Here is a 9,639-nt window from a genome sequence, read left to right on the forward strand (position 1 = left end):
AATTAACCAATAAACTTACGCGCATTACGGAACATACGTAACCATGCCCCATCTTCATTCCAGTCTTCTGGTTTCCATGAGTGTTGTAAAGCACGGAAATTACGCTCTGGATGCGGCATCATAATCGTCGCGCGGCCATCTTTCGAAGTTACACCCGTAATTGCTTCAGGTGAACCGTTTGGATTCAGTGGATAATGTTGCGTCGGTTGACCCAAACTATCTACATAACGCAAGGTCACTTGATTATTGCTATTCAAGCTCGCCAAGTGCTCATTACTTGCAACCACACGCCCTTCTCCATGTGCTACAGCGATTGGCAGAATTGAGCCCTGCATATCTTGAAGCAATACCGATACCGATTTTTCTACACGCACATTGACTGCACGTGCTTCAAAAACTTCTGATACGTTACGATGGAAACGTGGCCAGTTGTCTGCACCAGGAATCAGTGGCGCAAGTTGTGACAACATCTGACAACCATTACAAATCCCTAAACTAAAGGTACTTTCACGGTTAAAGAAACTTTCAAACTGATCACGTAATTTTGGATTAAACAATACTGACTTCGCCCAGCCACCACCAGCACCAAGCACGTCACCATAAGAGAAACCACCACAAGCGACCAGACCTTCAAAATCTTGTAGGTCGACACGACCTGCTAATAAATCGCTCATGTGCACATCGACAGTATTGAACCCAACTTTGTCAAATGCTGCTGCCATCTCAACATGACCGTTGACACCCTGCTCACGCAAAATCACCATATTAGGACGGCATGTTGCGATAAATGGCGCTTCAACAGGTTCGTTTAGATCGAAAGTTGCTTGTGCAATGAGACCTTTATGGTTTTGATCTGCAATAAGTGCAAATTCCTGATCGGCTGTTTCTACGTTATCACGTAAGCGCTGGATTTGATGAGACACTTCTGCCCATGCTTGTTGTAATTCGGCACGCGCTAAAGTTAAACCATTGATACTCAGTTGATCCGTATTATTGACACGTCCAACCAAGCTAATCGCATCTTTTAAGTTCGAGCTTTCAATTTCAGCTTGTAACGCATCCCAATCAGCAGCTTTCAGTTGTAAAACTGCACCAATTTCTTCTGCAAATAAACTTTCAACTGTTTGTGGTTCTAAAGCTGCACCTAAACGTGATGCAAACATCATTTCAGCCACAGTAGCCAATAAACCACCATCACCAATGTCATGGTAAGCTTGTATCAGACCGCGATTATTCCAATCTTGTATCAAATTAAAGAAATCTTTTAAATCTTCAAAACTGTCTACATCTGGCGTAATCGTACCAATGGCTTTATACACTTGGGTCAAAATCGATGCACCGATACGAAATTGACCTTTAGACAAATCAATACGTACCAGTACAGAACCGTCAATATGTCTAAGCTCAGGCGTTAATGTTTTACGTACATCACTCACTGGTGCAAATGCGGTAATCACTCCAGACATTGGCGAAGTGACAGCTTTTTCAATGCCATCATCACTCCATGTAGTACGCATCGAGAGTGAATCTTTACCGACTGGAATCGCAATACCCAAAGCTGGACACATTTCCATACCAAGGGCTTTTACGCCCTCAAACAAGGCTTGATCTTCACCTTTTTGACCTGCTGCTGCCATCCAATTTGCAGAAAGCTTGATATCACCCAACTGTTCAATATTTGCCGATGCAATATTGGTCAATGCCTCAGCAACGGCTAAACGTGCAGAAGCTGCTGGGTTTAACAATGCAACTGGTGGACGTTCACCCATTGCCATCGCCTCACCGGTATAACCTTGCAAGCTGGTTGTAGTCACCGCAGCATCCGCGACTGGAACCTGCCATGGGCCGACCATTTGATCACGCGCCACCATCCCCGTAATTGAACGGTCACCAATGGTGATTAGGAATGATTTAGATGCAACGGTTGGATTTTTTAAAACACGGAAAATTGCATCTTTTAGATCAATTTTTGAGGTATCAAACTCGTTGCCTGTACGTTCAACGGTTTCATACGAACGCTGCATACGTGGTGTACCACCAAGCATGACTTGCATTGGGATATCTACCGCATTGTCATGGAACAATGGATCCTCAACAGTCAAATGACGTGCTTCAGTTGCTTCACCCAAGACCGCAAACGGACAACGTTCACGCGCACAGATTTCTTCAAACAAGTCTAACGACTCTGGACGAATCGCAAGCACATAACGTTCTTGTGCTTCATTTGACCAGATTTCCATTGGGCTCATGCCACGTTCAAGCGATGGAATCTTACGCAAGTTTAAAATCGCACCCAACTCATGATCATTGACTAGTTCAGGCATGGCATTAGATAAACCACCTGCACCCACGTCATGAACAGAGACGATTGGGTTAAAGTCTTCCATGCGCCAGCAAGTATCAATCACTTCTTGACAACGGCGTTCCATCTCAGGGTTTTCACGTTGTACCGAAGCAAAGTCCAGATTTTCACCCATGGTACCGCTATCTACAGAAGACGCAGCACCACCGCCTAAACCGATCAACATGGCTGGGCCACCGAGTACAATCAATAAATCGCCCGGTTGAATCGCATCTTTTTCCACATGGTCAGGACGAATATTGCCGTAACCACCTGCAATCATGATCGGTTTATGAAAACCTTTGACTTCGCCATTGACGTTTTGTTCAAAAGTACGGAAATAACCATTTAAGTTAGGACGACCAAATTCGTTATTAAACGCCGCGCCGCCCAATGGCCCTTCAATCATAATTTGTAATGGCGATGCCATACGTGAAGGTTTACCGTAGTTATCTTCCCATGGCTGCTCAAAACCCGGAATATTCAGGTTAGACACCGTAAAGCCCGTTAAACCTGCTTTTGGTTTACCACCACGACCTGTTGCACCTTCATCACGGATTTCACCGCCCGAACCTGTTGCAGCCCCCGCAAAAGGAGAAATCGCAGTCGGATGGTTATGGGTTTCTACCTTCATCAAGATGTGAGCAGCTTGGCTCTTATATTTATATATAAAATGACCTGTTTCATTGTCCTTCTTTGGATAAAAACGCTGAGTGTCATAACCTACAATCACAGAAGCATTGTCTTTATATGCCGACAATACTTCATCTGGTGACTCTTTATAGGTATTCTTGATCATCTGGAACAACGATAATGGTTGTTTTTCACCATCAATTGTCCATTCTGATCCAAAGATTTTGTGACGACAATGTTCAGAGTTTGCCTGTGCAAACATCATCAATTCGATATCGTTTGGATTGCGCCCCAAGTCAGTAAAGGCTTGAGTTAAATAGTCAATTTCTTGTTCAGACAAAGCAAAACCAAATTCATTATTGGCTTTGACCAGTGCTTGTTTTCCTTCACCCAAAATATCAATTGAGTTTAATGGTTTTGGTGCTGTTTCTAAAAATAAACGATGGGCATCTTCGATCTGGCTGAAAACGGTTTCAGTCATACGGTCATGCAAAGCCTGTTTGACTTCATTACTGAGTTCAGAAACACCTTTTAAGGTATATAAAATACCGCGCTCCAAACGATGCACTGGGGTATTACAGTTTTTAAAAATATCTGTCGCTTTAGAAGACCACGGTGAAATCGTTCCAATGCGTGGAGTGACCAAAACTTGAAGTTCATCATTGGCCACTTGGCGCAACTCAAACGATGTACCATCATTTAAAAGTTGCAATGCAGATTGATGCTGCTGCTCGTCGAGCGCTTGATCAAACAGGTAAACCCATTGGCTGTCAAAGGTTTGGACTGAACTGATTGACGATAAACGTGTTAATAGTTGAGCTTTCTTGAATGAAGAATGTGCTGGTGCACCGGCCACGATAAACATGTTGATTTTGGCTCCACGGGCAAGTCTTTTGAACTTTACCGCAATGTGACTTTAGAGAGAGCGCATATTCTACTGTGAAAAGGCAAAATCAGCTAGATGGAGAGCATGGATTTCTCTCAGCTTATTCAACAATTAGCCCAATTTATATCTTTGTTCTTGATCCGATTAAACCATAGCTAAAGCTAAGCTGAATAAAAATAAACCGTTTTAGCACTTTGCAATAGGTTTTTTCAGATGTATCCAAATGTGACATTTACAAACCGATCAGAGCGCACAAATACCAATTTATGCGCTATTCCCCATTGAAGATGACTTATCAATAAACAACGATAAGCGCATTAAAAAAAAGAACAATTGAAGCTTTAGCTACAAGTCACACCATCGATGCTCACTACTTTTTTTGCATTCATCATCACCACAGAATCAGCAATATTTTCAATAATTCGGTTCAGTGATTGTGTGGAGGCCGCCACAATATTATTAATATTTCGACGCTCACCCTGAATAGGCACAGTGAAATGAGTTCGACAACTGATTGAACGATTTTGTAAAGTGGTTGTAGCTTGGTTCGTAGCAGATGTTTCCATTGCCAGCGGAATATCTGCTTTAATGATCCATGTCACCATAACATTCATATAGTGATCATGCGTACTTGTCAGTGGATGATTTGCAGAATCCTCAATCACATCAAAATTTGAAAAATCAGTCGCAATTCGATACGACACCTGACCAGCGGACATGCCACTATTATATCGATCGACCGCACCCAATTTTTGCTGTAATCCAGCCGACAGACCATCTCTTAATTGGGTACTTAAAGTTGATGTCCAACGATCATTGTCCAGCACTTTAGATCTGCCTTGATGATCCTGCACCACAATAGATGCCCGATCTAAGCGATCAGGCAATCCAACAGGCATAACTTCAATGACTCTCACCCCCGAATGTGTAATCGGTGTTGCTTTAGCCTGCAAGGTGTAATAGTTGGGTGTTGGTGAGCTTGAGCAGGCGCTCAGAAATACTCCTGTCAGGACGACGATACCTAATCTGAAATTATTTTTATTTTTCATTTCGATCTACCTCAGGAGTTTTACCGCGAATCAACGATTCTGGATGTTGTTCAATATAATCTGACATTAATTGTAAAGATGCTGCTGCACGAGTCATTTGCTGTAAAGCTCGGCGAACGTCTTGTTGCATTGGCGCATCGCTGGAGAGAATAGATTGGGTCGAACGTAAAGTCCCACGTACATCATTCAAGGTAGATTGTAATTCTGGCGCAACTTTGCCATCTAACTGTTGAACCAGTTGATTGGTTGAGTTAATCGCATTATTCATATTCCCCAGTGTTTTACGCATATCCTGACCAATTTCTACCAGTGGGAATTTAGTCAACTTATCTGCAATCTGAGAAACCTGAGCCTGTAATCCTTTTAATTCAGATGGCATGGTTGGAACTTCAAAACGACCACTCGGCAATACTTTTACGGATGCAGGCTTAGCCTTAGGGAACAGATCGAAAGCAATATAATTTTGACCTGTGATTAAATTACCTGTTCGCATTTGTGCTCGCCAACCATTTTGCACAAAACGTTTAAAAATCTCTCCATCAGGATCCATCTCCTGACCATGCGCTAAACGGGATGGATAAACCACGCCTTCAGCACGCATACGTACATGTGTATAATTGTGATCAAACTCAGCATTGATCGCTTTAATTTCTCCGACATCAATCCCCATAAAGTCAATTGGCGCACCAGCACTTAAACCACGTAATGACTGATCAAAATACATGACAATATTAATCGCTTTACCATCAGGATCTTTTAAAGCCTCTGTTTTAGAATCCCATAGATTAAAGTGACTCGAATTCTGAGCAATCGGCGCATCAGAATTATCAGGGTATCCAAATGCAATACCACCCGCCACGATACTTGCCAAAGACTGCGTGTCCAGATTAAATCCAGATGCATTTAAACTCACATCAATCCCACTGGCCTGCCAAAAACGCGCATCTTGCGTGACAAATTTGTCGTAAGGTGAACGAATAAAGGTTTGTAGCTCAACATGCTGACCATCTTTAGCCAAATTATACGCAGTAATTTGACCAACATTGATCCGTCGATAATAAATAGGAGATCCAATATCTAACGATCCCAAATCTTTTGCTTTTAAGAAAAATCTTTTACCTGGTACATCTGAGGTCACGACAGGTGGGACTTCCAATCCGTTAAATTCTTCTTTTTTTTCCTTTGCTTTTCCGCCATCGACGCCAATATATGAGCCAGAAAATAAAGTATCTATGCCTGAAATACCACTGGTTCCTACTCTAGGGCGCACCACCCAAAATCGCGCATCTTTCGCTGCAAAATTACTAGCATCTTTGCGTAATTCGATTTTGGCAATAACGTGTGAGCGATCATCCGACAGTACAATTTCACGAACCAATCCGATATCTACTTGCCGATATTTAACAGTCGTCTTGCCAGCCACCAATCCTTCAGCCGTTCGAAATGAAACATAAATCGTCGGTCCGATTGCAAGAATAGATTTGATTGCCAAAGACAGCCCAATTAATAAGGCAATAAACGGAATCAACCAAATTAATGCAGGTCGCCATTTGCCCTTTTTTTTCTGAGGCTGTGGCACACGTTGCTCAGTCTGATGATCCGTTTGAGTGGGATCAGCTTCTGCGGGGTTATTCGTTGTATTATTTTCCGTCATCATGCATGTTCTTTTTAACGAGGCTGAAAAAAATCATTTTTAGATGGCAAATGATTGACCTGATTCACCATGTTGTTTTTTGAAGCGTTGGTTGAGGTATTTAGTCGCTGTTGAGATAAATAATAATTATCCCAAATAATACGTGGATCAAAACTCATTGAAGCAAACATGGTCAATACCACCACTGCACCAAAAGCCACGGCACCAGGCCCTGCCAAAATCGTTGCCAATGATTGAATTTGTATCAGCGCGGTTAGTAAGGCCACAACAAATACATCAATCATGGACCAGCGCCCCACAAACTCCACAATACGATATAACACGCTGCAATGTGAAGGTAATATAGTCCATTGCGCAGTAGATTGCATTCGCACCACAAAAACCAGAAAGTATAAAATTAGCAACTTGACCATGGGAATAAAAATACTGGCCGTAAAAATCACGGCTGCCACAAAATAATCACCGCTTTGCCAGAAGTAAATGACCCCACTCATAATGGTATCTTGCTGATGTCCCAATAATGAATCGGTAATGGTCATTGGCAATACATTTGCTGGAATATATAAAATCGTCGCAGCAATCACCAATGCCAAGGTGCGGCTTTGACTATGATCTTTACGAACATGCAATGCACTCTTACATCGAATGCAATATTGAGTTTGATCCGCGTGGTGACTTTGTGGATTCACCAGACCACAACAATGACATGCCACTAATCCGAGATCGACCGCTCTTGGATTCACTCGATGAATACGGGCATCATCATCGGCAACATCGCTTGTTTGATGCACTTGTTCCCCGATGTGTTTGATTTTTTTCATGGCTGGCACCGATCAACTTCATCCCAAATATCTTGGACTTTAACTGACGCGATATAGACCAATAATAGGCTCAATATTGCAAATGCCCATAAAGCAATCCCCGGAATCACCACCACCATTCCCACTAATTTCACTAAAGTAACCAGAACACCAATTAAAAAAACTTCGACCATGCCCCATGTTCGAAATACATAGATTACTCTTAACGCAGGGATCAAGTATTTGGGTCTGGTTTTAAAAACACTGACTGATGCAAAGATATAAGCCAGTAACAATAAATCTGTGAGTGGAACAATAAATGTCGTGATTAAAATAAGTAGCCCGACAAAAGCTCGATCAATATGAAACATCATCAAGGCTGCCCCCAACAATGTGGTTTGGGAAACATTGCCATTGAGCTCAACACTCACGATGGGAAAACTATTGGCGACAATAAAAATAATTAATGCGGTTATCACCAGCGCCAATAGCGTATTAAATGGTTTAACTTGCCGATAAAGTTCTGCACCACAGCAACTACAATACGCGCGCTCTCCCCGTCCGAGTTTCACTTTCTGATAAATTGCATCACACTCCTCACAACAACATAAGTTACGCTGTGACACATCACGAGATGAATTTGAACGACTCTGATCTAACTCAGTCAAAAATGAATCCTGTGATGAAGGTTGACTCATAACGTATCAAGACTCTTTTATTGTTAATTTTTTCGATAATAAGATTGCATTTCAATCGATAAACAACGTACCAACAGATGAGAAATACTTCAAATTTTTCCTAGATCAGAGCAGTCACTGAGCTATGATAGGATCATTTTTAAATGCTCAAACCTTTCTAACAAGTCCAGCTCATCATCATTTTATATATCATCATCAATGTGCAAGCAATCATAGATCTGTTTCAGACTACATTGCATTTTGTTATTTTGAAAAAGCTAAAAAACCTTGGTAATTTAAAATTTGAGTAAATCGTGCCACTTGATTGAATTCGGTCTGTTCGAGCAATTCAAACGTTTGCTCATCCGTTAACGCATAGAAATCATCTGCAAGCCGTTTTAACATGGCAGTCGTTTGAATTTGTGTCAGTCCATTACTTTCACAGATATTTTTTAAAGCACGTTGTTGGGGTTCTGAAGAAATTTCAGTTAAGTCAAAAGTAATAAACAAACCTTCTGTTTTGAGCCGTTTTTGAATGGCTTGTAAAAATTCCAACTTTTGAGGGAATGCAACAAAATGTGTCACTAAAATAGAAAGCGCGGCATCAAAACTCACGATATTTTCTAATTCATGTACATCACCCAAGTGAAAATCAACACGATGATCAACATTCAAATCTTGGAGAGAGGTTCGCGCTTTATCTAACATAGCGGCTGATAAATCAGTTGCGGTGAAGTGCCAATTAGGGAAAGTTTGTAATAAATAACCAAGCTCATAACCCGTTCCACAACCTACCACTAAAATATGCGCAGACTCAGGCAAATAAGTTTTTAACAATGCTTGTATTTGTTGATGAACCACCTCATATCCGGGGATCAATTTACGAATATGTTGATCGTAACTCTCTACCACTTGCTGTGAACTAAAATCTTTTGCCATAATTATTTATCCCTTTTTTCTATATCTCGATCAATGCCTTATCAACAAATTTATTTCATCTTTGTTTTTATTTCACAATGGGAGAGAAAATAAAGACGCTCTAAGCTGTTATGAAAAAATCTAATCGAGTTTAAACATGGTGTCTGGTGATAATCGCTTGACTTAAAAGCTGATAGATTTCTTTTAGATCAGGACGACTAGCCTGTTCGAGTAAATGCTGATGCATTTGCAAAATATTATGATCCTCTCGAAGTGCAGGCCCTGTTTGAACTTGAACAGGGTCATATTGGGTCGCTTTTTTTGCTGTTTCCAAGATTAAAGGATAAAGCAGTGAAAAATCGACCTGTTGCTGATCTACAACTTGCTTGGCCATATCGTAGCAATAATTACTAAAATTACAGGCAAACACCGCAGCCAAATGTAAACTTAGACGCTGAGATGATGAATAATGATAAACTTGTTTGCTTAGGCTATTTGCTAATTGATCTAAAATTTCTAGAGCCTGTGGTTGCTTTGCCTCTATAAACAAAGGAGTTTCAGCCCAATCAATTTCATGTTCAAAACTAAAAGTTTGCAGCGGATAAAATACCCCTGCATTGGGATGGACATCTGATAATACTTTGAGGTCGGTGCTTCCTGAAGTATGCACAATTAAAACGT

The 9,639-nt window shown here is 41.2% G+C and carries 7 protein-coding genes; all 7 read right to left on the reverse strand.

Annotation, left to right across the window (positions count from 1 at the left end):
- Positions 1-2: 2 nt before the first annotated feature.
- Positions 3-3,839, reverse strand: coding sequence for a phosphoribosylformylglycinamidine synthase (gene purL, locus JR005_RS13525; RefSeq protein ID WP_218665278.1), 3,837 nt, complete (start codon positions 3,837-3,839; stop codon positions 3-5).
- A gap of 362 nt (positions 3,840-4,201) precedes the next feature.
- The gene (locus JR005_RS13530; RefSeq protein ID WP_218665279.1) at positions 4,202-4,909 is read right to left on the reverse strand and encodes a PqiC family protein; all 708 of its coding nucleotides are present in this window, start codon (positions 4,907-4,909) and stop codon (positions 4,202-4,204) included.
- The gene (locus JR005_RS13535; RefSeq protein ID WP_049175621.1) at positions 4,899-6,563 is read right to left on the reverse strand and encodes an intermembrane transport protein PqiB; all 1,665 of its coding nucleotides are present in this window, start codon (positions 6,561-6,563) and stop codon (positions 4,899-4,901) included. The genes JR005_RS13530 and JR005_RS13535 overlap by 11 nt, the downstream gene beginning before the upstream one ends.
- Before the next feature lie 14 nt (positions 6,564-6,577).
- Positions 6,578-7,384 (reverse strand): paraquat-inducible protein A, encoded by an 807-nt coding sequence (locus tag JR005_RS13540; protein ID WP_218665280.1) that lies wholly within the window; start codon positions 7,382-7,384, stop codon positions 6,578-6,580.
- On the reverse strand, positions 7,381-8,061 hold the full coding sequence (locus JR005_RS13545) for a paraquat-inducible protein A (RefSeq protein ID WP_218665281.1): 681 nt from the start codon (positions 8,059-8,061) through the stop codon (positions 7,381-7,383). The genes JR005_RS13540 and JR005_RS13545 overlap by 4 nt, the downstream gene beginning before the upstream one ends.
- Positions 8,062-8,304: 243 nt before the next feature.
- Positions 8,305-8,979: a class I SAM-dependent methyltransferase gene (locus tag JR005_RS13550; RefSeq protein ID WP_218665282.1), complete on the reverse strand. Its 675-nt coding sequence runs from the start codon at positions 8,977-8,979 to the stop codon at positions 8,305-8,307.
- Positions 8,980-9,109: 130 nt separating this feature from the next.
- Positions 9,110-9,639, reverse strand: a 530-nt coding sequence (locus JR005_RS13555; protein WP_228731712.1) for a DUF2520 domain-containing protein, incomplete at its 5' end; no start/stop codon positions are given.

The organism is Acinetobacter sp. Colony158 (assembly GCF_019264745.1).
GTDB lineage: Bacteria > Pseudomonadota > Gammaproteobacteria > Pseudomonadales > Moraxellaceae > Acinetobacter > Acinetobacter ursingii.